20 protein-coding genes are annotated in these 23,275 nt (G+C 65.0%); 7 read left to right on the forward strand and 13 right to left on the reverse strand.

Annotation, left to right across the window (positions count from 1 at the left end; genetic code table 11):
• Window positions 1-78: 78 nt before the first annotated feature.
• The 7 genes from ASF81_RS11045 to rhmD form a co-directional block, all read right to left on the reverse strand.
• The gene (locus ASF81_RS11045) at window positions 79-1,530 is read right to left on the reverse strand and encodes an oligogalacturonate lyase family protein (RefSeq protein WP_055808552.1); all 1,452 of its coding nucleotides are present in this window, start codon (window positions 1,528-1,530) and stop codon (window positions 79-81) included.
• 27 nt (window positions 1,531-1,557) lie between these two features.
• Complete coding sequence (locus tag ASF81_RS11050) at window positions 1,558-3,840, reverse strand: hypothetical protein (RefSeq protein WP_235559337.1); 2,283 nt, start codon at window positions 3,838-3,840, stop codon at window positions 1,558-1,560.
• Complete coding sequence (locus ASF81_RS11055) at window positions 3,840-5,105, reverse strand: sugar MFS transporter (RefSeq protein WP_055808553.1); 1,266 nt, start codon at window positions 5,103-5,105, stop codon at window positions 3,840-3,842. The genes ASF81_RS11050 and ASF81_RS11055 overlap by 1 nt, the downstream gene beginning before the upstream one ends.
• 61 nt (window positions 5,106-5,166) lie before the next feature.
• Window positions 5,167-6,069, reverse strand: a complete 903-nt coding sequence (locus ASF81_RS11060) for an amidohydrolase (RefSeq protein WP_055808554.1) — start codon at window positions 6,067-6,069, stop codon at window positions 5,167-5,169.
• 9 nt (window positions 6,070-6,078) lie between these two features.
• The gene (locus ASF81_RS11065) at window positions 6,079-6,828 is read right to left on the reverse strand and encodes an SDR family NAD(P)-dependent oxidoreductase (protein WP_055808555.1); all 750 of its coding nucleotides are present in this window, start codon (window positions 6,826-6,828) and stop codon (window positions 6,079-6,081) included.
• Entirely contained in the window at window positions 6,825-7,673 is an 849-nt protein-coding gene (locus ASF81_RS11070) for a fumarylacetoacetate hydrolase family protein (RefSeq protein WP_055808556.1), read from the reverse strand. Before ASF81_RS11070 ends, ASF81_RS11065 begins: the two co-directional genes overlap by 4 nt.
• A 21-nt stretch (window positions 7,674-7,694) precedes the next feature.
• Window positions 7,695-8,888, reverse strand: a complete 1,194-nt coding sequence (rhmD, locus tag ASF81_RS11075; RefSeq protein WP_055808557.1) for an L-rhamnonate dehydratase — start codon at window positions 8,886-8,888, stop codon at window positions 7,695-7,697.
• 140 nt (window positions 8,889-9,028) lie between these two features.
• On the opposite strand from rhmD, the gene ASF81_RS11080 reads away from it, so the two are divergent.
• The 3 genes from ASF81_RS11080 to lldD are packed head-to-tail and all read left to right on the forward strand — an operon-like array spanning window position 9,029 to window position 11,764.
• Window positions 9,029-9,835, forward strand: a complete 807-nt coding sequence (locus ASF81_RS11080; RefSeq protein ID WP_055808558.1) for an IclR family transcriptional regulator — start codon at window positions 9,029-9,031, stop codon at window positions 9,833-9,835.
• Between the two features lie 24 nt (window positions 9,836-9,859).
• Entirely contained in the window at window positions 9,860-10,621 is a 762-nt protein-coding gene (locus tag ASF81_RS11085) for an SDR family NAD(P)-dependent oxidoreductase (RefSeq protein WP_055808560.1), read from the forward strand.
• 9 nt (window positions 10,622-10,630) lie between these two features.
• Entirely contained in the window at window positions 10,631-11,764 is a 1,134-nt protein-coding gene (gene lldD / locus ASF81_RS11090; RefSeq protein WP_055808562.1) for an FMN-dependent L-lactate dehydrogenase LldD, read from the forward strand.
• Between the two features lie 60 nt (window positions 11,765-11,824).
• Here the strand turns inward: lldD and ASF81_RS11095 are convergent, their stop codons facing one another.
• From ASF81_RS11095 to kduI, 4 genes are all read right to left on the reverse strand, one after another.
• Window positions 11,825-13,468 carry a pectate lyase gene (locus ASF81_RS11095; RefSeq protein ID WP_055808564.1) on the reverse strand — a complete coding sequence of 548 codons (1,644 nt, stop codon included), beginning with the start codon at window positions 13,466-13,468 and terminating at the stop codon, window positions 11,825-11,827.
• 159 nt (window positions 13,469-13,627) lie between these two features.
• Entirely contained in the window at window positions 13,628-14,671 is a 1,044-nt protein-coding gene (locus tag ASF81_RS11100) for a sugar kinase (protein WP_055808566.1), read from the reverse strand.
• 21 nt (window positions 14,672-14,692) lie between these two features.
• The gene (gene kduD, locus ASF81_RS11105) at window positions 14,693-15,451 is read right to left on the reverse strand and encodes a 2-dehydro-3-deoxy-D-gluconate 5-dehydrogenase KduD (protein ID WP_055808568.1); all 759 of its coding nucleotides are present in this window, start codon (window positions 15,449-15,451) and stop codon (window positions 14,693-14,695) included.
• Between the two features lie 22 nt (window positions 15,452-15,473).
• Window positions 15,474-16,319, reverse strand: a complete 846-nt coding sequence (kduI, locus tag ASF81_RS11110) for a 5-dehydro-4-deoxy-D-glucuronate isomerase (protein ID WP_055808744.1) — start codon at window positions 16,317-16,319, stop codon at window positions 15,474-15,476.
• Between the two features lie 171 nt (window positions 16,320-16,490).
• Here kduI and ASF81_RS11115 point away from each other — a divergent pair, with 171 nt between their 5' ends.
• The gene (locus ASF81_RS11115) at window positions 16,491-17,153 is read left to right on the forward strand and encodes an RpiB/LacA/LacB family sugar-phosphate isomerase (protein WP_055808570.1); all 663 of its coding nucleotides are present in this window, start codon (window positions 16,491-16,493) and stop codon (window positions 17,151-17,153) included.
• Between the two features lie 40 nt (window positions 17,154-17,193).
• Here the strand turns inward: ASF81_RS11115 and ASF81_RS11120 are convergent, their stop codons facing one another.
• Window positions 17,194-18,243, reverse strand: a complete 1,050-nt coding sequence (locus tag ASF81_RS11120; RefSeq protein WP_235559340.1) for a LacI family DNA-binding transcriptional regulator — start codon at window positions 18,241-18,243, stop codon at window positions 17,194-17,196.
• A 135-nt stretch (window positions 18,244-18,378) separates the two neighbouring features.
• On the opposite strand from ASF81_RS11120, the gene ASF81_RS11125 reads away from it, so the two are divergent.
• From ASF81_RS11125 to ASF81_RS11135, 3 genes are all read left to right on the forward strand, one after another.
• A complete protein-coding gene (locus ASF81_RS11125; protein ID WP_055808574.1) occupies window positions 18,379-19,215 on the forward strand; it encodes a 2-keto-4-pentenoate hydratase in 837 nt (278 codons plus the stop codon).
• An 88-nt stretch (window positions 19,216-19,303) separates the two neighbouring features.
• Window positions 19,304-20,590 (forward strand): MFS transporter, encoded by a 1,287-nt coding sequence (locus ASF81_RS11130; RefSeq protein ID WP_055808577.1) that lies wholly within the window; start codon window positions 19,304-19,306, stop codon window positions 20,588-20,590.
• A 96-nt stretch (window positions 20,591-20,686) separates the two neighbouring features.
• A complete protein-coding gene (locus tag ASF81_RS11135; RefSeq protein WP_055808579.1) occupies window positions 20,687-21,673 on the forward strand; it encodes an alpha/beta hydrolase in 987 nt (328 codons plus the stop codon).
• On the opposite strand, the gene ASF81_RS11140 is transcribed toward ASF81_RS11135, so the two are convergent.
• Window positions 21,670-23,232 (reverse strand): carboxylesterase/lipase family protein, encoded by a 1,563-nt coding sequence (locus ASF81_RS11140; protein ID WP_055808581.1) that lies wholly within the window; start codon window positions 23,230-23,232, stop codon window positions 21,670-21,672. The two genes, ASF81_RS11135 and ASF81_RS11140, sit on opposite strands and share 4 nt — an antisense overlap.
• Window positions 23,233-23,275: the final 43 nt, after the last annotated feature.

Raw genomic sequence — 23,275 nt, forward strand, 5'->3', positions numbered from 1 at the left:
AGGACCGAGAGATTCCGCTGAGATGTCGATAAATCCTCGACATCTCAGGCGTTAGGGCTCGAGAAGCTGGCGATGTTCCTAAGCGCTACGATCGACTTCGACAGCATAGACGTGGTTGGCGCCGTGCATGTTCGACACGAAGACGATCCATTTTGCGTCCGGCGTGAAAGTCAGATTCGGCTCAAGCCGGTAGTCATGGTTGGACATATCCACGAGCCGCTCGGAGCGCAGATATTCGACGAAGATCTGGTTGTCCTTGTCGCTCGACGGATCTTCATCGACGATCGGTTCGGGGCGCAACAGGACTAGCCATTTACCGTCTGGCGCATGAGCGACCATGTCGCCGTCGCCGCCGTCGCCAGCGAACAGACGGCCGTCCGGCGAGACGTTGTAATGAACCGACCAGTCATTCTGCTCGACCTTGCGATAGACCCGGCGGCCCGTCTCCAGATCGACCGAGGCGACCCAGAAGACCTGGCCGCGCGGGGTTTGCAGGTCATAGAGCACCTGTCTGCCGTCCGGGCTGAACCATTCGTGGCCGAAGATCTCGAAGTTCATCGTCCGCTGATGGGTCTTTCTCAGGCTCGTACCATCGGCGCGGATAGCCCACATTCGGTCCACGCGGTGCCAAGGCCCTTCATGGCAAAAAATGATCTGCTGAGGATCGGTGGGCGAGAACTGGGTGTGGCCGATCCATTCGTTGGTCTTGTGGATCACGCGTCGCTCGCCCGTGGTCAGGTCGATGACGAAGATTTCCATCGGATAGCGCGCGGCCCAGCGCTGAAGCATCCGCACGCCCTTGGCGCGGGCGAAGTTCAGCGGCTTTCCGTCCGGCCCATCAGCTTCGTATTCGGCCTGATCGAAGCGGCGGTTGCGCGGGTCGGGCACGGTCGGCTGGAGCGGTTGGCTGTCATACGCCACGAAGCCCAACAGCAGGGTCTCATCGGCATTGACCGAGTTGATCTGGCCGTTCGAAATCCGGCCGACCTCGCGACGCTGTTTGGTGTCGACGTCGATGACGAACAGGGTCTTGGCGCGGTCCATCAACTGGCCTTCGCCAGGCGCGGTCACCGAGTAATAGACGTTGCGCCCCTTGCGGCCCGTGAACATCAGGTCGGCGTCATGGTTGGGGACCAGAACGTCAACGGCCCAGGTCGCCAGATTGACGGTCGAGATGCCCTGAGGCGTCGAGATGACCATCAGGTCGGGCGCCCCGGCCTTCTTCGGCAGGAACATATTCTTGTAGAAATAGGGCTTTCCGCCTCCGCCATCGGGCGAGACGCGGCGGATGCGATGGCCGGTCTTCGGATCGACCCACTCGGTCGGCACCGGGCCATCCCAGCGCGGCCGCTCGACCGGCGTCTCTTGAGTCGAGGGCGGGGCGGTGTTGGGCGCGGGCCAGACGGGGGTCTGTCCCGGCGCTGGCGGGACAGCCGGCGTGGTCCGCGCCTGAGCGGTCGTCGTGGTGAAGGCGCCGACGGCGGGGGCGCTCAGCAGGGCCTTCAGGGCGGTGCGTCTCGAGGTCGTCATTGGGGCGTTCCTCTCGGGTTTTCTGGATTATGGCGCAGGGGTCAGGCCTTCGACACGGACGGTCCAGCCTTGCTTGGGGAAGCCGGGCGCGTGGCCGCTGGACCCGTCCCAACCCGCCGCCATCAGACCGACGGCCATAAGCAGGGATCCGTTGGACGGGAAATAGGTCTCGGCTGCGCGGCGATAGCCCGGACCATCCGGATTGACCGCCATAGTCACGCCGCCGGCGCCGGCCGAGACGGGCACCAGTTCGTCGGCGTGTTCATCCAGGTGAACGCGAGGCGTCATGCCGTTAACGCCCCACTGATTGTTTTTCAGGTCAGCAAACAGCCAGTTCACCGCCTTGTCCGGTTCGCCGAGGCGAGCCGCCGTCATCGCGATCATCGGGAAATCCCAGCCCCAGGTCTGGCGCACGTCCCAGTTCTGCTCCACCGCTTCAAACGTGCGGCGCATGGCGGTTGGATCGATCCGCGCGCCTGGGATGAAGCCATAGGCCATCAGGAAGGAGGGGTGGTCGCGGTTCTTGCACTGGGTCGCCGCCGCGTGCCTGCGGCAGGCGTCGGACATGGCCGTCTCCCAGAAGTCCGGAAGGTTCTCGATCGGCAGGTACAGGCCGTCCTTCATCGGTGGCAGGGCGATCTTGGCTAGAGCCTGATCCCAGTCGGCGCGGCGGGCCTGACCCTTGCGTTCGCGCCACTGTTGCGCGGTTTCAAGGGCCCAGCGGAAATACTCGACTTCGAACGTCGGGTTCACCGTGGTCAGGGGATCATAGTTCTCCTGCGCCGGGATCATCGGCGCGCCCAGGTTCAGCCGGCCGTCGCGTTGGATGGGCCAGGAGGCCAACAGGTCGGCGGTCGCCTCGACTACCTCGCCGTATCGATCGAGTACGGCCGGATCCTTTCCGGCGCGCCAGACCAGTTCGGCCAAAAGGATCGGATGCGGCTGCTGCCACATGATAAAGGGCGAGACCAGACTGGGGCTATTGCGACCCTCTGGCCCCACCATCTTGGGCCACCAAGCGCCCTTGACGTGGTGACGGACGGCCTCGGCGCGCGCGTTGTCCAGATTGCCGACATACCAAGGCAGGCTGCGCTCCAGCATGTCGGCGTGACCCCACATCGCTTGCCAGCCGGAGTGCCAGGGATGCATTTCCAGATGGAACTTGCCGTACCAGCTGTTGGAGAACAGGCCCTCTTCCTGCGGAGGCAGTTCGCCGGCGCCGTTAACGGCCGACAGGTACTGAGACAGGACCACACGCCGCTCCAGCTCGGCTGCGCGCGGGTCGGTTGACCCCGAAAAATCGACGGCGCCGCCCTGGGTCCAGAAGGCGTTCCAGTGTGCGGCGGTCGCCTGGACGCCGGCGGAATAGGCGGGTGTCTTCTCGACGGGCTCCTGCTGATCGAAACGGACCATGACGGTCAGCCGGTCGCGACCGGAGGAGACGACACGGAAGGCGCCGGCGCCGCTCTGTTCGATCTTACCGGACGCGGTGATACCGGAATAATAGGTGGTGTCGTCCAGGGTGCGGCGAATGTGGACGTCGCCCGTGTCGGAGGCGACGATGCTCAGGCTTTGCGTATCAGAGGCCTCGAACGTCGTCGGGTCGGGATTGATGGCGGGGTTCACGCCAGGATAGCGGATTTGGACGCCCAGACCCTGGGCGGCGACCAGGGGCGAGGCGATCTCGACCATCACCATGTCCAGCGTCGGGTGGACGCGGGTCACGACCTCGACCGGCTGGCCGTCATAGGTGAAACGGCTGGTCAGGGCGCCGGACCACAGGTCCAGCGTCTGGCGCGTGTCGGCGACCTTGGCGAAGTCCAGAGGCTTGCCGTCTGCGAAGGTCAGGCCGATGCGGCTGAGCGAGAACCGATGCGGATTGGCCCGCAGCCAGGTGTAGGCGGGTTGGGTTTCCGCCACGTCCCAGGACTTCATCCAGGCATAGGGCTGCTCGCCCCGACCCGGCACGGGCACGTCGATCAGGCCATCCTGTTCGGTATAGCCGTTCGGATTGGGAAAGCTGTGCCAGGCCCACTGGGCCATGGTCAGCAGGGGCGACAGTTCCGAATACTGCTCCGGGAAGGTCTGGAGCCCGGTGATGTCGGCGGTGAAGCCCAGGTCGCCGTTACCCAGCATGATCGGGGCATGTCGGTCGATGGCGGTCAGGCTGACGTTGTGGCGCGTGACCAGGGCGTGCCGGTCTATCGGCGCGGCGGGCGCGACGGCGGCGGTAGGCGTCACCGTCTGGGCGCAGGCGGCCGTGGGGCCGGCGAGCAGGGTGAAGGCGAGGAGGGCGGTGCGCAGGCGCATCAGGCGGCGTCCTTCTTCAGTCCAAGGCCAGCTCCCCTCCAGCCGTACCAGGCGACAACGGCGAAGCAGACGGCCGGCAGCAGGAAGGCGACATTGGCGCCGTACAGGTCGGCGATCTTGCCCATGGGCCAGGGCAGCAGCACGCCGCCGCCGATGGCCATGACCATCAGGGACGAGGCCTTCTTGGTCCCCGCGCCCAGGCCGGTGGTGCCCAGGGCGAAGATGGTGGCGAACATGGTCGACATGAAGAAGAAGACGGCCAGCAGGGCGATGGGCGAGACCTTGTCGATGCCGGCGGCGACGACCAGGGTCAGGACCACATTGATCACGCCATAAGCCGTCAGCAAGGCGCGGGGGCGGACCTTCAGCAGCAGAGCGGTGGCGAAGAAGCGTCCGACCAGATAGCCGATGGCCGCCAGCGACAGCATGAAGGCGCCTTGCTGCGAGGTCAGGCCCTGCCAGTTGTGGGTCACCAGATTGATGAAATAGGCGCCGATGCCGACTTGGGCGCCGATGTAGAGGGCCTGGGTGATCACGCCGGCGATGAAGTGCGGCTGTTGCGACAGGGGCAGGGCGGGGGCGTCGCCCTCCACCGCGCCGCCGTGGTCCGAAAGGCCGGTTTCCGGCAGGCGCGCGCGCCAGACGGCGAGGGCGAACAGGACCACGCCGACGGCGATCAGCCCGTAGACGATCTGGATCGAGCGGGTCGCGCCGCCCAGGGCCTCGGTCGTGGTCGGGCTGAAGAAGACCGCGCCGCCGATCAGCGGGCCGAAGAAGACGCCCAGAGCGTTGAACGACTGGGCCAGGTTCAGCCGCTGGGAGGCTTTGGACGGATCGCCTAGGACGTTGACGTAGGTGTCGGCGCTGGTCTCCAGGATGCACAGGCCGGCGGCGAGGACGAACATCGAGCCGACGAAGGGCAGGAAGGCGCCTGCGCCAGCCGCCGGAATGAACAACAGGGCGCCGATGGCCGTGACCGCCAGGCCCGACACGATGCCGAACTTGTAGCCTCGCGCGTGCAGCAGCATGCCCGCCGGGATCGACAGCAGCAGATAGGCCCCGAAATAGGCGATCTGCAGCCAGGCGCTGTCGGCTTGGCTGATGCTCAGCGTCTCCTGGAAATGCTTGTTCAGCACGTCCAGCAGACCATAGGCCAGGCCCCAGATCAGGAAGCAGGCGATGGCGAAGGCCAGCGGGCCCTTCAGGGAGGCGGCAGGCTTGGCGAGGCCTCCGGGCGTGTGGGCGGCGTCGGTCTCGATGACCATGGGATATTCTCCTGGTGTTCCTCGGGGCCTAGCCGTCTTGGTGCGGCTTCGGCGGACTGGGTTAGATGCGGTAGATCGCCTCGGCGTTGGCGGCGAACAGGCGGTCGCGTTCGTCGGCCGAGAAGTCGGCCGTGATCGCTTCGAAGGCGGAGTAGAAGGCGTCGAAGGTCCCGTGGACGCTTTCGACGGGGAAGTCGGAGGCGAACATGGCCCGCTCGGTCCCAAAGGCGTCGATGCATTCCAGAACGACGGGGCGGATGCTGTCGGGTGTCCACGCGCGGTCGGTGATGCCCAGGCCCGAGATCTTGATCGAGACTTGGGGCTGTGCGGCCAGCAGGCGCAGGCCGTTGCGCCAGCGCTCCATCCCCGCCTCGTCCCGATCCGTCGGCAGGCCGGCGTGATTGACGATCATGGGGATGTCGGGGTGGCGCGAGGCGATGATGGCGGCGGTCGCCATCTGCGACGGATAGAGCTGAAGGTCGAACGACAGACCGTGGCGCGCCAGCTTGGCGAAACCCTCGACCCACTGAGGATCCCGCAACAGGTCGCGGTCGGTATAGGTCTTCAGCGGATCCTCGTACCAGCAGACGATCTGGCGCACGCCGCGCACGTTCGGGCGTGCCGCGTGGGCCTCCAGCAGGGCGTCGAGGTCGGGATCCAGCATATCGGCGCCGGCGACAATGGCGTGCGGGTAGCCACGGTTATCGGCCAGGGACTGGAGCCAGTCGGTCTCGGCCAACTGCTGGCCCACCGGCTGGCCGGCCTCGACGTGGACGATCTTATCCACGCGCCAGCCGGTCGTGTCGTCGAGGTAGTCGTCCAGCAGGTAGTTCGCGTTGGCGATGGGGCTCATGTCCCCCGCCGGATTGTTCGGCAGGGGATCGTCCTGAAGCCAGCCATAGCGCACACGCGACAGGTCCCACAGGTGGACGTGGCTGTCGACGATGCGAAGATCCGAACCCACCTTTCGCGCCTAGTAGGTGGTGCGTCCGCCCGACGTGTCGAACGTCGAGGCGGTGGTGAAGCTGCATTCTTCCGAGGCCATGAAACAGACCATGGCGGCGCTCTCGTCGACCTCGCCCAGGCGACCCATGGGGATCTTGGAGCGCATGTAGTCGACCTGGCTTTGCGGCATCTGGGCCAAGATCGGGCTTTCGAAGGTGGCCGGGGTCAGGCTGTTGGCGATGACGCCCTTGCCGGCCAGTTCCTTGCCCAGCGACTTGGTGAAGCCGATGACGCCGGCCTTGGACGCCGAATAGGCGCTGGCGTTGGGGTTGCCTTCCTTGCCCGCGACCGAGGCCACGTTGACGATGCGGCCATAGCCGTTGGTCAGCATGAAGGGCACGATGGCGCGGCAGCAGTAGAAGACGCCGTTCAGATTGATGTCGACGACGCGTTTCCAGCTGTCGATCGGGAACTCGTGCACCGGCACGGTGGCGCCGGTGATGCCGGCCGAGGCGATCAGGATGTCGATCTTGCCCAGCGCCTTGTTGGATACCTCGGCCGCCGCAGCGACGGCGTCTGCGTCCGAGACGTCCAGGGCCACGACGTGGGTCGCGCCGACCTCTTCGGCCGCCGCCTCCAGCGCGTCGGCGTTCAGATCCCACAGTACGACTTTGCCACCCTCGGAGACGATCCGGGCGGCCGAGGCCTTGCCTAGGCCGGAGGCGCCGCCGGTGACGACGGCGGTGCGGCCCGCGAACCGATCCCGGTAGGCGCTCATCGGGTCCACTCCACGAAGGTCTGACCCTGTTCACCCAGCTTCTGGATGCCCAGACGGACCGTGTCGCCAGCCTTGAGATAGAGCGGCGGCTTCTGGCCCAGGCCCACGCCAGGCGGGGTGCCGGTGGTGATCAGGTCGCCAGGCTCCAGCGTCATGAACTCTGACAGATAGGAGACGATCTCGGCGACGCCGAAGATCATGGTGCGGGTGTTGCCGGTCTGCATTCGCTTGCCGTTCAGATCCAGCCACATGTCCAGGTTCTGGACGTCGCCGACCTCGTCAGTCGTGACCAGCCAGGGGCCGACGGGACCGAAGCTGTCGCAGCCCTTGCCCTTGTCCCAGGTGCCGCCGCGCTCGGTCTGATAGGCGCGCTCGGACACGTCGTTGATCAGGACATAGCCGGCGACATGATCCAGCGCCTCGGCCTGGATGACGTAGGAGGCGGGCTTGCCGATGACGATGCCCAGCTCGACCTCCCAATCGGTCTTTTCCGAACCGCGCGGGATGACCACGTCATCGTTCGGCCCGTTCAGACAGGTGATGGCCTTGGTGAACAGGACCGGCTCGGCCGGGATCGGCAGGTTCGATTCCTCCGCGTGATCTGCGAAGTTCAGGCCGATGGCCAGGAATTTGCGCACGCCATTGATCGGCACGCCATAGCGGGGCTGGCCCTCGACCAGGGGCAGGGTGGTCGGGTCGATGGCCTTCAGCGCCTCGAGCGCCGGGCCGTGCAGTTGGTCCGGTGTGACGTCGGCGATAACGCCCGACAGGTCGCGGATGCGCCCCTCGGCGTCCAGCGTGCCCGGCTTTTCCTGGCCCTTGGGCCCGTAACGCAGTAGTTTCATGGTGGAAGTAGGGCTTTCGTCTTAGCGCGCGTACGGGCGATGCAGGGCGATGCCGCGGTTCAGCTCAACGCCGAAGCCGGGGGTATCTGGAACCTTCAGGCGGCCGTTTACGGGGACGGGTTCGCCGATCAGTTGCGGATGGAACATGGGCACGACCTCGTCGGCGCCGGGGGCCATCATCAGGAACTCGGCGAACGGGCTGTTATGGCGGGTCACCACGAAGTGGTAGGAATAGACCGATGAGCCGTGCGGGATCATCAGCACGCCCTTGGCGTCGGCCATGGCGGAGATCTTGATCAGTTCGGTGACGCCGCCGCACCAGCCCACGTCCGGCTGGATGATGTCGCAGCATTCCATCTCCAAGAGCATGCGGAAGCCCCAGCGGGTGGCCTCATGCTCGCCGGTCGTGACCAGCATCCCCTTGGGAGCGTTCTTCTTCAGCGCCTGATAGCCCCAGTAGTCGTCGGGGCTGAGCGCCTCCTCGATCCACTTCAGACCCAGCTTGTGGGCCTCCTGAGCCAGCCGCGTGGCGTAGTTCAGGTCCAGCGCCATCCAGCAGTCGAACATCAGCCAAAAATCGTCGCCGCAGGCGTTCCGCATGGCTGCGAGTTCAGCGATGTTCTTGTGCAGGCCTTCCTCGCCCTCGGCCGGGCCGTGGTGCAGGGGCATCTTGCCGCCGATGAAGCCCAGTTCCTTGGCTTTGTCGGGCCGCGCACCGGTGGCGTAGAAGGTCAGTTCGTCGCGCACCGCCCCGCCCAGCATGGCGAAAACCGGCTCCTGACGCAGACGGCCCAGCAGGTCCCACAGCGCCAGATCCACGCCGGAGATGGCGTTCACCACCAGACCTTTTCGGCCGTAATACTGGGTCGAGAAATACATCTGGTCCCAGATCTTCTCGACCTCGGACGGATCGCGGCCCTCCAGGAAGCGGGCCAAGTGTTTCTCGACGATATAGGCGGCGGGTTCGCCGCCGGTGGTCACCGCAAAACCGACCACGCCGTTTTCGGCCTCGATCTCCACCACCAGCGTGCCCAGCACATTGATGCCGAAGCTGCGGCGGCTCTGGCGGTACTCCGGGTATCTCGCCATGGGGGTGGCGATGTGGTCGTCGATCCAGTGACCGTCGCCCTGATCGTGATAGTCGGCGCCGCCTCCCGTGCCGTCGTTTTTCACGACGAAGGCGCGGACGTGTTTGATGCGGGGCAGGCGGCTCATCGCGTCATCACCAGTGATTGGTGATTTGCTCCCATAATGCGGGATTTCACTGGCGTTCCTCCGTGCATAGCGTCAAAGTCAGGCCGATGTGGCGGAGCGACTTGCGCGTATTGCTACATTCTGAGAATGAGGATTACGAAATGGGACGATCGTCGTCAATCAAGACCGTGCAGGTCGATGGGGAAGAAGAGGCGGGGGCCAAGGCGTCCGGCAGCCAAACCCTGCTGCGTGGTCTGGACGTCATCGACGCCCTCATCGAGGGTTCTCTGCCCTTGGCGGAACTGTCCGAAAAGCTGGATCTGACCCGCAGCACCACGCACCGTCTGGCCTCGGCCCTGGTCGAGCGTCGCCTGCTGTCGTTCCGCCCGCGCGAAGGCTATTCCCTTGGCCCCAAACTGCTTGAACTGGGTCACGCCGCAAGCCAGCAGATGCATCTGCCGCGCGTGGCTCGGCCCTGGCTGGAACAGCTGTCGGCCCAGACGGACGACACGGTGCATCTCGGCGTGCTGGACGGCCGCCATGCGCTCTATCTGGACAAGGTCGCCGGCCGGCGTCGCATCAACATCGGCTCGCGTCTGGGCGAGCGTCATCCCATCGCCTCGACCGGCTTGGGCAAGGCGCTGATCCTGGACAAGACCGAGGCGGATTGGATCGACTTCTACGCCGAGCCTGGCGCCAAGTTCGACTCGGCCGCCCGCGCCGTCTGGCTGGAGCGGATGCATGGCTACGCCCAGAAGGGCTACGCCTTCGATCTGGAAGAGAACGAAGACCAGATCCGTTGCGTCGCCGCGCCGATCCGTTCGGTGAACGGCCAGATCGTCGCCGCGCTTAGCGTGTCTTCCGCTGCGCAATATATGTCCGACGCCCGGATGACCGAACTGACCAAGACCGTGACCGAGGCCGCCGACGCGATCAGCGCCGACCTGGGCTGGTCGCCCAAACCCTGAAGCCGAACCATCACCGGAGCCCGCATGCTGCTTGAGAACAAGGTCGTCCTGATCACGGGCGCATCGCGGGGTATCGGACGGGCGACGGCGATCGAAGCTGCGCGCCAGGGCGCCGACGTCGCTCTCAACACCTATCGCGACGAGACGGCCGCCGCCCAGGTGGTCGCCGAGATTCAAGCGCTGGGCCGCCGCGCCATCGCCGTGGACGGGGACGTTGCGCAGCCCGAGAGCGCCGCAGACTTCGTCGACGCCGCCGTTCAGGTGCTGGGCCGGGTAGACGTCTTCGTCTCAAACGCCGGCATCTGTCCGTTCCACGCCTTCCTCGACATGCCGGTCGAGACCCTGCGCCGGACGATGGAGGTCAATCTGCACGGCGCCTACTTCATGACCCAGGCCGCCGCCAACCAGATGGTGAAGCAGGGCGACGGCGGGTCAATTGTCGCCATAAGCTCCATCTCCGCCCTGGTCGGCGGCGAGATGCAAACCCACTACACACCGACCAAGGCGGGGGTGCACAGCCTGATGCAGTCCTGCGCCGTCGCGCTGGGTCGTCACGGCATCCGCTGCAATTCGGTCCTGCCCGGCACCATCGCCACCGACATCAACAAGGACGATCTCGCCGATCCGCATAAGCGCGAATATATGGAAGGTCGCATTCCGCTGGGGCGTCTGGGTCGGCCCGAGGACATCGCCTCGGTCGTCGCCTTTTTGGCCTCGGACATGGCGAGTTATATGTCCGGTGCGGCGCTGCTGGTGGACGGCGGCGCTTTCGCCAACTTTCAGTAAGGCCAAGCCGTGATCATTTCGTCGCCGAGCGATTATCGGGAAGCGGCGCGGCGCAAGCTGCCGCCCTTCTTGTTTCATTACATCGACGGCGGCGCCTATGCCGAGCAGACCCTGCGTCGCAACGTTGAGGACTGGCAAGCGATCGCCCTGCGCCAGCGCGTGCTGCAGGACATGACGAGCCTCAGCCTTGAGACCAAGCTGTTTGACGAGACCCTGCGCCTGCCGATCATCCTGGCGCCGGTCGGTCTGACCGGCATGTACGCCCGGCGTGGCGAGGTCCAGGCGGCCAAGGCGGCGGCCTCGCGCGGCGTGCCGTTCACGATGTCGACCGTGTCTGTCTGCCCGATCGAGGAGGTCGCGCCGGCCATCGACCGGCCCATGTGGTTCCAGCTCTATGTGCTGCGCGATCGCGGCTTCATGAGGAATGCGCTGGAACGGGCCAAGGCGGCGGGTGTGAAGACCCTGGTCTTCACCGTCGACATGCCCACGCCGGGCGCTCGCTATCGCGACGCCCATTCGGGTATGAGCGGGCCCAATGCCGAGATTCGCCGCATGATCCAGGCCATGACCCATCCGGCCTGGGCCTGGGACGTCGGGGTGCGCGGCACGCCGCACGATCTGGGCAATGTGTCGGCCTATCTTGGGAAGCCGACGGGCCTGGCCGACTACATCGGTTGGCTGGCGAACAACTTCGATCCGTCGATTTCGTGGAAGGATCTGCAATGGATCCGCGATTTCTGGGACGGGCCGATGATCATCAAGGGCATCCTGGATCCGCAAGACGCCCGCGACGCCGTCAGCTTCGGCGCAGACGGCATCGTGGTGTCGAACCACGGCGGGCGTCAGTTGGATGGAGTGCTGTCGTCTGCCTGCGCTCTGCCCGCCATCGCCAACGCGGTGCAGGGCGAGCTGAAGATTCTGGTGGATTCCGGCATCCGCAACGGTCTGGACGTGGTCCGCGCCATCGCCCTGGGCGCCGACGCTGTCCTGCTGGGCCGGGCCTTCATCTACGCCCTGGCGGCGAAGGGCCAAGCGGGGGTCGAAAACCTGCTGGATCTGTTCGAAAAGGAAATACGCGTCGCCATGACCCTGACCGGCGCCAAATCGGTAACGGGCATCACCCGAGAGATGCTGGCGATTTGACACAGGATCAGTGCGTTATCCCCGCCACGAAAGCGGGGATAAAGCACATCTTCGAAAGTCCTAAGCCCCCAACGACTCGATCAGGTCGCCCATGTTGCGGATGAAGACTGAGGTGGAGACGCCCTCGACCGGGAAGTCAGTATTGTACGGCGAGGTATCCCACAGGTCGCCGACGCGGGTCATCTGATATTCACCGCCGGTGATGGCGATGGGGGAGGGGCCCTTGTACGGGTTCGACGTCGTTGTCAGCGGCGTGGGCCAATAGCCGCGCGCATTCAGCCCGGCCATGACTTCGGCCGCGCGACCGGCGTGAGGCGCGGTCGGGCGACGAGCGTCGCTGGACATGTCCCACACGTCGACATCCTGAAGCGTGAAGTACCTGGGCAGGTTCAGCGAGCCGGGGCGAGCCTTCAGCGGCGAACCGCGCGTGGCCTCATCGACCGGCATGGCCGACAGACGCGCGTACTCCGCGCGCAGGGCCGGGGTATCCACATTGCGGAACGAGCCGTAGTGGACGATCAGATTGGTGGGGTTGTCGTCGGCGTAATATTGGCCGTTGGCGATGTTGGACCCGCGCCGGTGGATGTAGATCGGCGTGTTGGCGCCCTCCAGAATGAAGGTCGGGTGCGTGCGGCCCGGCGTGTTCAGCGGCGGCTTGGCCGCGACCTGATCCAGCCAGTCCATCGCCTCGGGCAGGCGGGCCAGATACTTGCGGTCGCCCGTCAGGCGATAGAAGCCCATCATCGACTTGATGTTGGTGCCGGTCGTGTGGGTGACGAAGGCTTGCGGCTCGATCGTCCGGGCGCCCGCCGGCTTCAGCGTGTCGGGAAAGTGTTGCAGGCCCCAGGCCGGTTGCGGCTGCGGCTGCTGGGTCTTCACGAAGATGTCCATGCCGCGATTGATGGCGTCCAGGATCCTCGCATCGCCCCGGCCGTTTCGCGCTAGGCCGTGATAGGCGTAGATCAGGAACTCCAGGTTCTCGCCGGCCACGTCGTCGTTGAAGGTGATGTAGGGCGTGTAGTCGGCATGGCCGTGCAGGCCGCCGTTCTCGACGAACGGATAGCGCTGGGGCCAGCCGCCGTTCTCGTACTGGCTTTCCAGTACGAAGGTGATCGCCTTGTTCAGCGGCGCCAGATATTTGCGATCCTTTTTCTCAAGGTAGATCCGCAGCAACAGTTGCGACGCCTCGGCTGTCCCCGCGTCGTCGAACGTCGCGTTGCCGTAGTAGTGGTGGAATTCCTCCAACCGCCAGGCGTTGGCGGCGACCGTGCCGTACCACTGCTTCAGCGACTCCTCGCCGGCGGTGTCGATCACATAGTTCCAGCCGCCCAGAGGGTGCTGGCCCTTGATCAGAGCGTCTGCAGCCTTCTGGGCCGCTTCATAGTAAAATTCGTCGCCGGTGGCGTGATAGGCGTCCAGGAACAGATGGCCCACGGTCGCGGTGCCCGGGGGCTGGACCCAGATCATCGTCGGGTTGGCCTCAAGCTCGCCCCAACGGCGCGAAAAGTCAGGCAGATATTGCCAAACGTATCCGCCCTCGACGGCGGCCTCTTCGCTCATGAACCGAGCGGCGCGCTTCATGGTGTCCAGAATGGCGGCGCGCTCTGGCGACGCCTGGGCCAGGACGGGCCCTGAAGCGGCGACGAAGGTGGCGGCGGCGCCTGCGGCCAGCAAGGCGCGGCGGTTCATGGACGTGACGGACATGGAAACTCCTGGTGTGACCTCTCTCGCACGGTTTCTTCTGACCGTTTCGAACTATCACTGAAGCATGATTGACACCGGTTTCCTAGCCCTATGGCGCCATTGAAAAAGGCCGCATGGACTTCCCCATGCGGCCTCCACACAATCTCAATGTTAGCAGCCTCAGCGGCGGATATCGAACCCGCCGTCGCCCATAGCGGCGCGCACATCGTCGGCGGAGAACAGGTTGAAGTCGCCGGGGATCGAATGTTTCAAGCCGGCGGCGGCGAGGCCGAAGTCGAGGGCCTCCTGATCCGACCAGCCGCTCCACAGGCCAAACAGCACACCGGAGGCGAAGGCGTCGCCGCCGCCGACCCGGTCCACGACGCCGGCCATGTGAATGGCCTCGGCTCTGGTTTCGATCACGTCGCCGCCATTGCGGGTCAGCATGACAGCCGACAAGGCCTGGTCGGCGACGCTATCCTGAACGCGCAGGGTGCAGGCGATGCGTTGCAGGCGAGGGAAGGCGGCGAAGGCGGCCTTGGCGGCTTCACGACGCCGCACAGCCGGATCGGGGCTGTCGAACGTCGTCTTCAGCACCAGGGCGAAGTCGCGGTCGTCGGCGAAGGCGACCGTGGCGCCTGCCAACATTTTGCCCAGCGTGGCTGGGGGATCGCCATCCCATTGTTCCCACAACTTGCCACGGAAGTTGCCGTCGTAGCTGACCTTGACGCCTTTGCGGACGGCGGCCTCGATGATGGCGACGGCGGCGGCCGAGCCGTTCGGGCCCGTCGCCGGCGTCACGCCCGAGGCGTGCAACCATTCGACGCCGTCCAGCATTTGGTCCCAGTCGAAGGCCGTATCGACATGTTCGACGAAGGCCGATCCGGCGCGGTCGTAGAGGACTTCCGACGGACGACGCACGGCGCCGGGGGTCAGGAAATACAGACCCATACGGCCGGGTTTGAAGACGACCTGAGAGGTGTCGACTCCGTGCTTGCGCACCTCGTCACGCACGCCGCGGCCCAGCGCATTGGCGGCCAGGACCGTCGCCATGGCGGTCGGCGCGCCGAAGCGGGCCAGCGACACGGCGACATTGGCCTCGGCGCCGGCGGGACGCACGGTCAGGGCAGGCGACTGCATCAGCAGTTCGTTGGCGTTGGGCGAAAACCGCAGCAGCATCTCGCCGAAGCAGAGGATGCGCCGGGAAGATGCAGCCTGGGTCATGGTCGCAAGCCTAGCCCTGGATCAGCGCGCCTGCCAGCCGCCGTCGACCGGCAGGATGGCGCCCTGGACGTAGTCGGAGGCCCGGCTGGCCAGGAAGACGGCCGCGCCGCCCAGGTCCGACGGCTCGCCCCAGCGCCCGGCCGGGATACGGCCCAGGATCTCGGCCGAACGGACCGGGTCCTCGCGCAGAGCCTGGGTGTTGGCGGTGGCGAAATAGCCGGGGGCGATGGCGTTGGCGGTGATGCGGTGCGGCGCCCATTCGTTGGCCATCAGCTTGGTCAGGCCGGCGACGCCCGATTTGGACGCGGTGTAGGACGGCACGCGGATCCCGCCTTGGAAGGAGAGCATGGAGGCGATGTTGATGATCTTGCCGCCGTCGCCCTGTTTGATGAACAGGCGGGCGACCGCCTGGCTCATGAAGAAGACGGTCTTCAGATTGATGTTCATCACCAGGTCCCAGTCGGCCTCGGTGAAGTCCACGGCGTCGGCGCGACGGATCAGGCCGGCGTTGTTCACCAGGATATCGATCCGGCCCATGGCGGCCAGAGCTTCCTGAACCACGCGCTCGACCGGCTCGATCGAGGTCAGGTCGGCGCTGATCGCGTGGGCGCGCCGGCCCATCGCCTGGACCTTAGCGACCGTGTCGTCGGACTCCGACAGGGCGACCGAGACGATGTCGGCGCCGGCTTCGGCCAAAGCGAGGGCGATGCCTTGGCCCAGGCCCACGTTGCCGCCGGTGACCAGGGCGACCTTGCCGGTCAGGTCGAACGGACTGCTCATATTTTTCTTCCTCTTGTCCTGATTACTTCAACTGGCAAATGTCGAGCTTGTACATGTCGGTGTAGTCGAGGTTCTCGCCGCCCATGCCCCAGATGAAGGTGTAGTTCGAAGTGCCTGCGCCAGTATGGATCGACCACGGCGGGCAGATCACCGCCTCACCGTCGGCGATGACGATGTGGCGTGACTTGTCTGGTTCGCCCATGAAGTGGAAGACGCGGTCGTCTTCGCCCAGGCCGAAATAGAGGTAGGCTTCCGAACGGCGGTCGTGAATGTGCGGCGGCATGGTGTTCCACACCGAGCCCGACTTGAGCACCGTCACGCCCAACAGCAACTGGCAGGACCTCACCTTGGCGGGAACGATGTACTGATAGATGGTCCGTTCGTTGGAGGTCTCCAGCGACCCCATTTCCAGCGGCACAGCCTCCTCGATCGAAATCTTGGTCAAGTCGTAGCGGGCGTGGGCCGGCGTGGCGACCAGATAGAATTTCGCGGCCTCGGCGGGGTTATTCGAGGCGAAGCTGACGTCGCTCGATCCCATCGGCACATACAGGCCGTCGCGGAAGCCTAATTCGATAGTCTCGCCATCCACCGTGATCGAACCGGCGCCGCCGATATTGACCACGCCCAGTTCACGGGCCTGCAGGAACGGCGCGCCGGTCAAGGAGGGTGGCTCCGACTGGGTGGGCAGTCTCAGGGCAGTCTCGGCCGGTGTCGCGCCGCCGATGATCATGCGCTCGTGGTGGGAATAATTCAGGCTGATCCTGCCCGGAACGAACAGGTTCTCGATCAGATAGCGATCGCGCAGCTGTTGGTTTGAGGCGCCGTCCATCATGTCGGGATGGGTGGCCTGATAGACTTTGTTGTACATGGCGTCGTACATGCGGGTCTCCTTGGGAGCTCGCACCGCGAGCCGCAGTGACGGATCTAAGGTCCGTCCTTCTGTGGACTAGGTAACCGGTGTCATATAATGATGCAATCGATTAGACCAACGCCGCCCACATATGTCGGCATCGCTTAGCCAAAGCCTCAAGGATTCCACATGAAGATCGCTCTCATCATCGAAAACAGCCAGGCCGCCAAAAGTGAGACCGTGCACGCCGCGTTGACCGCCGTCGCGGAGCCGCTGGGCCATGACGTCTTCCACTATGGAATGTATGCAGCCGAAGATAAGGCCTCGCTGACCTATGTGATGAACGGCGTCCTGACCGGCATCCTGCTGAATTCGGGCGCGGCCGATTTCGTCGTCACCGGCTGCGGAACCGGTATGGGCTCGATGCTGGCCTGCAACAGCATGCCGGGCGTCTTCTGCGGTTTGGTGATCGACCCGACCGACGCCTTCCTGTTCGGCCAGATCAACGACGGCAACGCCATCTCGATGCCCTATGCCAAGGGCTTCGGCTGGGCTGCGGAACTGAATTTGCAGGACGTCTATCGCAAGCTGTTCGAGGGCGAGCGCGGCTTGGGCTATCCCAGGGAACGCGCCGAAATCATGCGCAAGAATCGCGGCGTGCTCAGCGACCTGAAGGCCCTGACCTGCCACGACATGCTGACGGTTCTGAAGACGATGGACCAGGACCTGCTGAAGGCCGCCATCGCCGGCGAGAAGTTCCAGGACTACTTCTTCGCCAACGCCACCGACGAAAGCATTCGCGATTATCTGAAGGGCGTTCTCGCCGCCAAGCCTGCGCTCGAAACAGCCTGAGGCAGACAGGTCGGCGCGCGATCACGCGCGCCGACCCTACTCAGACTGCCGGAATTGCCGACTTGCGCACGACCAGGGCCGGTCGAACGTCCGGCTGCTGCATCTTGGCTGGATCCACTCCCCGCATCGGCGCCAGCAGCTTTTCGGCCGCCATTCGTCCCATGTCGCGGATCGGTAGGCGCACCGAAGTCAGGTTGGGCCAAACGCGAGCCGCCATCGGCAGATCATCGAAGCCGACGACGGACAGGTCGCGCGGCAGTTCCAGCCCGCGATCACGCGCCGCCTGCATCACCCCTATGGCCATGTCGTCGTTGAGGGTGAAGATGGCGGTCGGCGGCGTTTCCAGCGCCAAGAGGGCGTGGCCCGCCTCCACCCCTGATTCGAACGTATAGGCGCCTTTGAAATCGTAAGCCGGGTCCAGCGGGATCCCGCGCTCGGCCAGAGCGTCCAGGAACCCCTTGCCCCGCACGGCCGACGACCGGAACAGGTCCGGCCCGCGCACCAGACCGATTCGCTCGTGTCCCAGTTCGGCCAAATGCGCCGCAGCCTCAGCCGCGCCGATCCAGTCATTGGTGACCACCATCGCCTGAGGTTCATCCAACGCCACAGAGGCGATGCGGACATAGGGGCAGTCGAGATCGCGCAGCAGGTCGATGACCTGTTCGTCCTCGGACACTGAAGGCGGCATGATGACGCCATACAGACGTTGGCGCTCGACGAAGCCCCTGATGTCTTCCAGCAGGGTAGGGGAGTTGCGATTGCAAGGATGAACGACCAGTTCCAGGCCGGACCCCTTCAGCGCATCCAGCACGCCTTGCTGCATGTTCACGACATAGGTCGGGCTGGGGTTGTCGTAGATCAGACCGACCAGGAACGAGCGCCTGAAAGCCAGGCCGCGCGCCTGTGGATCAGGTGTGAACCCCAGAGCCTTGATGACGGCGTTGACCTTTTCGCGCGTGTCTTCCTTGACGAAGGGCGACTGATTGATGACTCGCGAGACGGTCTTCTTGGAGACCTGCGCCTCACGGGCGACATCGTTGATGGTTGCCCGCTTGCCCGGCTTGCCGGATCGCGGATCGTCTTGAGCCAAGGTTCGGCTCCTTCCCTGTGTGCAGCTTAAAGGCATAGCCGCGACTCGCGGCCGACGCCATGGCGCTCAATCAAAGCGCATTGACACCGGTTTCCTTCGTCGCTCTTATCGGAGCCTATTTACGAGGCGACACCTTTGACTTCGACCCCCTCACTTGCGAGCCAGGACGACGCGCTGCCGGCCGACCCGGCAGCGATCGCACAGCAGTTCGTCGCCGCGCGTCTGGCGGCGCGCAACACGCCAGACTATCCGGGCGTGATTCCCCAGAGCATGGCCGAATCCTACGCCATTCAGGACGTCGCGATCGGCCTGTTTCCCGATGAGGTCGTGGGCTGGAAGGTGGGCGGCGTCCCGCCGGAGCAGCAGCCCAAGCTGGGGATCCATCGTCTGGCCGGCGCCATTTTCGCGCGCAACGTCTGGCCGGCGCCCGGCGACACGGTCGTTCCTTTGCCCGAAATCGAGGGCGGGTTCGCAGCGGTGGAAGCGGAGTTCATTGCTCGGATCGGCGTCGACGCCGATCCTGCAAAGACCGACTGGACCATCGAAGAAGCAACGGACGCCGTGGACAAGGTGTTCATCGGCGTCGAGTTGGCCGGCAGTCCGCTTTCGACGATCAACGACCTGGGATCAGCCGTGGTCGCCTCCGATTTCGGCAACAATGGCGGACTCATGATCGGTCCCGAGGTCGATAACTGGCGCGAGCGTCTGGACGGCATTGCGGTCGAGACGGTGATCAATGGCGCCAGCGTCGGCACGGGCGGGTCGCAGTCCCTCGCGGGCGGGGCGATGGAATCCGTGCGGTTTCTGCTGGAACATTGCGTACGCTGGGGCCGTCCGTTGAAGGCGGGCACGCTGGTCTCAACGGGCGCTGTCACCGGCGTTCACCGTGTCCACGCGGGCGACGAGGCCGTGTGCATCTTCAAGGGTATCGCAGAACTTCACTGTTCGGTCGTCAGGGCCGAAGCCCAGTAACATCATCGGACGCCTACCCCGCCGCCGTTCAGGGACGGAAAAGAGCAGGGACGCGTCGAGGAATATTCAGGAACGGGTTTTCATAACCATGTCAGACGCTTCCGCCGCGCCGCCGATCCACATCAAGGCGCCATCTCCCGGCAAGTATCGCTGGATCATTATGTGGCTGCTGTTCGCGGCCATGGTCATCAACTACGTCGATCGTCAGATGATCGGCTTCCTCAAGCCGACCCTTTCGGCCGAATTCGGTTGGTCCGAAACAGACTATGCCGACATCGTCTTCTGGTTCCAGGCGTCCTATGCCGTGGCCTACCTGTTGTGGGGCCGGATCATGGACCGGATCGGCGCGCGTTGGGGGCTGGGGATCGCCTTCGGCATCTGGCAGATCGGCCATATCATGCACGGTGCGGCGCGAGATCTGTCGCACTTCATGATGGCGCGGATGGTCCTTGGCGTCGGTGAGGCCGGCGGTTTCCCTGGCGGGATCAAGGCGGTCGCAGAGTGGTTTCCCAAGAAGGAACGCGCCTTCGCCACGGGCCTGTTCAACGCCGGCACCAATATCGGCGCCATTGTCACCCCTCTGATCGTGCCGGGCCTCGTGCTGGCCTTCGGCTGGCAGATGGCCTTCGTTATCACCGGGGCCTTGGGCCTGATCTGGCTGCCGATCTGGCTCTTGGTCTATCGCAAGCCGCGCGAGCAGAAGAAGCTGTCAGCGGCTGAGCTGGCCTATATCGAGCAGGACCCGGCCGACGTTGTCGAAAAGGTCAAATGGACCAAACTGCTGACGGTCAAGGAAACCTGGGCCTACGCTCTGGGCAAGTTCCTGATCGATCCGATCTGGTGGATGTTCCTGTTCTGGCTGCCGGACTTCCTAGGCAAGACCTATGGGCTGGACCTGAAGACCTTCGGCCCGCCGCTGGTCGCCATCTATCTGCTGTCCGACATCGGGTCGGTTGGCGGGGGCTGGCTTTCGTCGCGCTTCATGCACAGGGGTATGAGCATCAACAAGGCCCGCAAGATCACCATGTTGATCTGCGCCCTGTGCGCTGTGCCGGTGGCCTTCGCGGCCGAGGCGTCAAACCTTTGGGTCGCGGTCGGTATTATCGGACTGGCGACGGCCGCGCACCAGGGCTTCTCGGCCAATCTCTATGCGCTTCCAGGCGACGTCTTCCCGCGCTCGGCGGTGGGATCAGTGGTCGGCATCGGCGGAATGCTGGGCGCCATCGGCGGCATGGCCATGGCCAAATACGCTGGCTACGTCTTGGAAAAGATCGGCACCTATACGCCCATCTTCATCGTGGCGGCCTCGGCCTATCTGATCGCGCTTCTCGTCATTCACCTGATCACGCCGAAATACGAACTGGCCAAGGTCTGACGAAAGGCTGCGTGGCTCAGTGCCGCGACGTCACCAAGGATTGCGGCCGGGCGAGCGATCGTCCGGCCGTCGTCTTTTCAGGAAGAGAGAACCGTGATGGATATGGAACGCAGGACGCTATTAGGTCTGGCGATGGGGGCCGTGGTCGGCGCATCCGGGGCGAGGGCGCAGACAGTGGCGGACGGCCGCCGCGTCGCTCCGCCCGACCCAACCGAGATCATCCGCCTATGGCCCGACGGCGCGCCGGGCGGGCAGGGTGTGACCGTCACGCCGGTCGTGCCAGAGCGCTCGACCGATCCCGCCTTCCACGACCGTTACGCCCAGTACACGACCGATCCGATCCTGACCGTCTTTCGCCCCGAGCGGTCGAACGGTTCGGCCATGCTTCTTATCCCCGGCGGTGGCTATCGCTGGGCGGTGCTGGACAAGGAGGGGTATGACGTTGCGCGCGTTTTCGCAGCCAGCGGCACGACCTGTTTCGTCCTGCGCTATCGACTGCCGGCTGACGGTTGGGCGGCCGGGGCCGATGCGCCTCTTCAGGACGCTCAGCGTGCGATCCGGCTGATCCGCAGCCGCGCCGCTGACTATGGCTTCGATCCACACAAGATCGCCGTGCTGGGAGCCTCGGCGGGGGGGCATCTGGCGGGCCTGGCCAGCGCTCGGACGGACGCGACCTATGAACCGGTCGATGCCGCCGATAGCGCATCCTTGCGACCGGATCTGACTGTTCTGATGTACCCGGTCGCGACCATGGCGGACCCATACGTCCACGCCGGATCGCGGACGCACCTGCTGGGCGAGACGCCGTCGGCCGAGCGGATCGCGGCCTATTCTCTGGAGCAGATGGAGTGGCGAAATGCGGTGCCCGTCTTCCTGCTGCACGCCGTGGACGACGCGGCCGTGCCGGTCGAGAACAGCCTGCAACTGCTGACCACGCTTAAATCCGCCGTCGTCCCGACCGAGGCGCATCTCTTCCAGGAAGGCGGCCACGGATTTGGCATCCGCCTGATACAGGGCAAGCCCGCCCAGGTCTGGCCCGCTCTGGTTCGCGTCTGGGCCGCCCGGCTGGATTTCCCGCTCTAGGTTCCCGGCTGGATATAGGGAATGGCCGAGAAGAAAGCCCGCTCGTCGCCACGCGGATCATCGACCATGCGCGGCTGGACATCCATCAACATTGTCTGGCGGCGAGGCAACTCGTAACGGTCCCAGCGCGGCAGCCCAGCATGATTCGGATCGCCGTCGCGGGCCAAGGCGATGAAGGCGTCGCTCATCCGGTCCGACATGATTTGCGCATCCGGCCCACGCGTCCGTGAGCCTGTCGCCTCGACATTGTCGAACACCAACGGAATGTCGGCGGTATGGAAGGCGCCCTTGCGACCCGAGGCCAAATCTCCAGGGAAGTCGAGTTGATAGACCCAGGCGGGGGCACCGGCCTTCGCGCGCTCCTCGGCCTCGATCACCGCGCCGCGCCAGGACCGCCCCGCCGTCGTCGCGGCGATCAGCACCTGGTCGGGCGACCATTCAGGATGCATGGCGCGATAGCCGGCGATCACGGCTTCGGGCGTGATGTCGATGCGCATGACGCCGGGCGACAGTCGCGCCGCTAGGGTGTCCCATGTCAGCCCTACATTCTTGGGATCGTTGCCCATGAAGCCCAAGGTCTCTTCGCGCGTGTTGCCGATGATCATGGGGATTGACCGGCCCAGCGGCGCCGCATCGGGATAGAAGGGGTGGCGGGGCAGGGTGCGGAAATCCAGCACCGGCCCGAAATACAGACCGCCGAAGCCCAGGATCGGATCCTCGGCGCTTTGCGCTTCGAGCAGCCGCTCGACCGGCATCGTCGCCGCTTCGGCCGCCCGATCCGGCGTCAGGCCCAAGGCTTTCAGCCATGTCGTGGCTCGCGTCGTGGCGTTGATTGGCCCGGACGCCGTCACCTGCTGACCACTCATGGTCGCGGCGCGATGGAACAGACCTTGCGCCGCCGGCGTCGCCATTAGGGTGGCGATCTTGGCGCCCCCGCCGGACTGACCGAACAGCATCACCCTCGACGGATCGCCGCCGAACGCCGCAATGTTGTCTCGTACCCACTGCAGCGCCAGGACCAGATCCAGCTGGCCGACGTTGCCCGAATCTTCGAACCCCGGCGCCAGTCGCGCCAGATAGGCATAACCGAAGACATTCAGCCGGTGGTTCAGCGTCACCACTAAGACATCGCCGCGCGCCGCCAGACGCGTTCCGTCATACAGCGGGTCCGATCCCGATCCGCTCGAATAAGCGCCGCCGTGGATATAGACCATCACCGGTCGCCGACCCGCGTCGGTCCCTGGCGTCCAGACGTTCAGAAACAGGCAGTCTTCGCTTTGATTCGGCTCATCGCCGCGCTGCGGACTGGCCGTGCCATAACGTGTTGCACGAACCGGGTCGCGCCAAGGCATTGGCTTCTCTGGCGGCTGAAACCGTCGCGTCGGCGCTCCATATCGCAAGCCTTTGAAGACGCTGATCCCGTCCTGTCGCAGACCGATGACCGGCCCGGCTGCGGTCATCACGCAATTCGGCGCCGTCGCCGCAAGAACGCCGGAGGGCGCCGAAAGCAGACCTGCGGTCGCCAAGCTGCTCAGCAGCGCCTTACGTCGCGTGATCATCGATCGTCGCCCATCTGATATCCAACGAACGCGATCCTGACAC

Source organism: Brevundimonas sp. Leaf168, from assembly GCF_001423685.1.
Lineage (GTDB): Bacteria > Pseudomonadota > Alphaproteobacteria > Caulobacterales > Caulobacteraceae > Brevundimonas > Brevundimonas vesicularis_C.

What these genes read in the sequence shown, in the direction of transcription:
- ASF81_RS11080 (WP_055808558.1), top strand. Translation starts at nt 9,029, where the DNA reads ATGGGACGATCGTCGTCAATCAAGACCGTGCAGGTCGATGGGGAAGAA.
- ASF81_RS11130 (WP_055808577.1), top strand. Translation starts at nt 19,304, where the DNA reads ATGTCAGACGCTTCCGCCGCGCCGCCGATCCACATCAAGGCGCCATCT.
- ASF81_RS11100 (WP_055808566.1), bottom strand. Translation starts at nt 14,671, where the DNA reads ATGACCCAGGCTGCATCTTCCCGGCGCATCCTCTGCTTCGGCGAGATG.
- ASF81_RS11085 (WP_055808560.1), top strand. Translation starts at nt 9,860, where the DNA reads ATGCTGCTTGAGAACAAGGTCGTCCTGATCACGGGCGCATCGCGGGGT.
- ASF81_RS11065 (WP_055808555.1), bottom strand. Translation starts at nt 6,828, where the DNA reads ATGAGCGCCTACCGGGATCGGTTCGCGGGCCGCACCGCCGTCGTCACC.
- ASF81_RS11095 (WP_055808564.1), bottom strand. Translation starts at nt 13,468, where the DNA reads ATGTCCGTCACGTCCATGAACCGCCGCGCCTTGCTGGCCGCAGGCGCC.
- kduD (WP_055808568.1), bottom strand. Translation starts at nt 15,451, where the DNA reads ATGAGCAGTCCGTTCGACCTGACCGGCAAGGTCGCCCTGGTCACCGGC.
- ASF81_RS11115 (WP_055808570.1), top strand. Translation starts at nt 16,491, where the DNA reads ATGAAGATCGCTCTCATCATCGAAAACAGCCAGGCCGCCAAAAGTGAG.
- ASF81_RS11045 (WP_055808552.1), bottom strand. Translation starts at nt 1,530, where the DNA reads ATGACGACCTCGAGACGCACCGCCCTGAAGGCCCTGCTGAGCGCCCCC.
- ASF81_RS11050 (WP_235559337.1), bottom strand. Translation starts at nt 3,840, where the DNA reads ATGCGCCTGCGCACCGCCCTCCTCGCCTTCACCCTGCTCGCCGGCCCC.
- ASF81_RS11135 (WP_055808579.1), top strand. Translation starts at nt 20,687, where the DNA reads ATGGATATGGAACGCAGGACGCTATTAGGTCTGGCGATGGGGGCCGTG.
- ASF81_RS11140 (WP_055808581.1), bottom strand. Translation starts at nt 23,232, where the DNA reads ATGATCACGCGACGTAAGGCGCTGCTGAGCAGCTTGGCGACCGCAGGT.
- ASF81_RS11055 (WP_055808553.1), bottom strand. Translation starts at nt 5,105, where the DNA reads ATGGTCATCGAGACCGACGCCGCCCACACGCCCGGAGGCCTCGCCAAG.
- ASF81_RS11070 (WP_055808556.1), bottom strand. Translation starts at nt 7,673, where the DNA reads ATGAAACTACTGCGTTACGGGCCCAAGGGCCAGGAAAAGCCGGGCACG.
- rhmD (WP_055808557.1), bottom strand. Translation starts at nt 8,888, where the DNA reads ATGAGCCGCCTGCCCCGCATCAAACACGTCCGCGCCTTCGTCGTGAAA.
- kduI (WP_055808744.1), bottom strand. Translation starts at nt 16,319, where the DNA reads ATGTACAACAAAGTCTATCAGGCCACCCATCCCGACATGATGGACGGC.